General features: G+C 63.2%; 1 protein-coding gene. It reads left to right on the top strand.

The features are described from left to right. The first annotated feature begins 111 nt into the window (after positions 1-111). The gene (locus ACW9I6_RS32330) at positions 112-1,401 is read left to right on the top strand and encodes a M18 family aminopeptidase (protein WP_003209095.1); all 1,290 of its coding nucleotides are present in this window, start codon (positions 112-114) and stop codon (positions 1,399-1,401) included. The last annotated feature ends 73 nt before the right edge of the window (positions 1,402-1,474 follow it).

Here is a 1,474-nt window from a genome sequence, read left to right as displayed (position 1 = left end):
CTCATTCGGCGACTGACACACCGCATTCGCGAGCAAGCCCGCTCCCACATTTGTTCTGTGCACTTATCCCGTCGGACGGTAAACTCGCGCCATTGCTGTCTGGAGCTACTTATGCGCGAAGAGTTGAACCAAGGCCTGATCGACTTCCTCAAGGCCTCCCCTACCCCGTTCCATGCCACCGCCGCCCTTGCACAGCGCCTGGAAGCGGCCGGTTTCCAGCGTCTTGACGAGCGCGAGACCTGGACCACCGAGGCCAACGGGCGCTACTACGTGACCCGCAACGACTCCTCGATCATCGCCTTCAAGCTCGGCCGCCACTCGCCCCTGCAAGGCGGCATCCGCCTGGTCGGCGCCCACACCGACAGCCCGTGCCTGCGGGTCAAGCCACAGCCTGAACTGCAACGCCAGGGCTTCTGGCAACTGGGTGTGGAAGTGTACGGCGGCGCGCTGCTGGCGCCGTGGTTCGACCGCGATCTGTCCCTGGCCGGCCGCGTCACTTTCCGCCGCGACGGCAAGGTCGAAAGCCAGCTGATCGACTTCAAGCTGCCCATCGCGATCATCCCCAACCTGGCCATTCACCTGAACCGTGAAGCCAACCAGGGTTGGGCGATCAATGCCCAGACCGAACTGCCGCCGATCCTTGCGCAGTTCGCCGGTGACGAGCGCGTAGACTTCCGCGCAGTGCTGACCGAGCAACTGGCTCGTGAACACGGGTTGAACGCTGACGTGGTGCTCGACTATGAGCTGAGCTTCTACGATACCCAGAGCGCGGCCGTGATCGGCCTCAATGGCGACTTTATCGCCGGTGCCCGCCTCGACAACCTGCTGTCGTGCTACGCCGGCCTGCAAGCCCTGCTCACCGCCGAAACCGATGAAACCTGCGTGCTGGTCTGCAACGACCACGAAGAAGTCGGCTCGTGCTCCGCCTGCGGTGCCGACGGCCCGATGCTGGAGCAGACCCTGCGTCGCCTGCTGCCCGAGGGTGATGAATTCGTACGCACTATCCAGAAGTCGCTGTTGGTGTCTGCCGACAACGCCCACGGCGTGCACCCCAACTACGCCGAGAAGCACGACGCCAACCACGGCCCGAAACTCAATGCCGGCCCGGTGATCAAGGTCAACAGCAACCAGCGCTACGCCACCAACAGCGAAACCGCCGGGTTCTTCCGCCACCTGTGCATGGCCGAAGAAGTGCCGGTGCAAAGCTTTGTGGTACGCAGCGACATGGGTTGCGGCTCGACCATCGGCCCGATCACCGCCAGCCACCTGGGCGTGCGCACCGTGGATATCGGCTTGCCGACGTTTGCGATGCACTCGATTCGCGAGCTGTGCGGCAGCCACGACCTGGCGCACCTGGTGAAGGTGTTGAGTGCGTTTTACGCGAGTCGCGACTTGCCGTAATTGCAGGATGAACACAAATCAAATGTGGGAGCGGGCTTGCTCGCGAATGCAGAGGGTCAGTCAATACATCGGG

This window comes from Pseudomonas sp. SDO5522_S412 (assembly GCF_054071215.1).
Note: the sequence above shows the minus strand (reverse complement) of the source record. Positions and strands in the feature narration are given on the sequence as shown.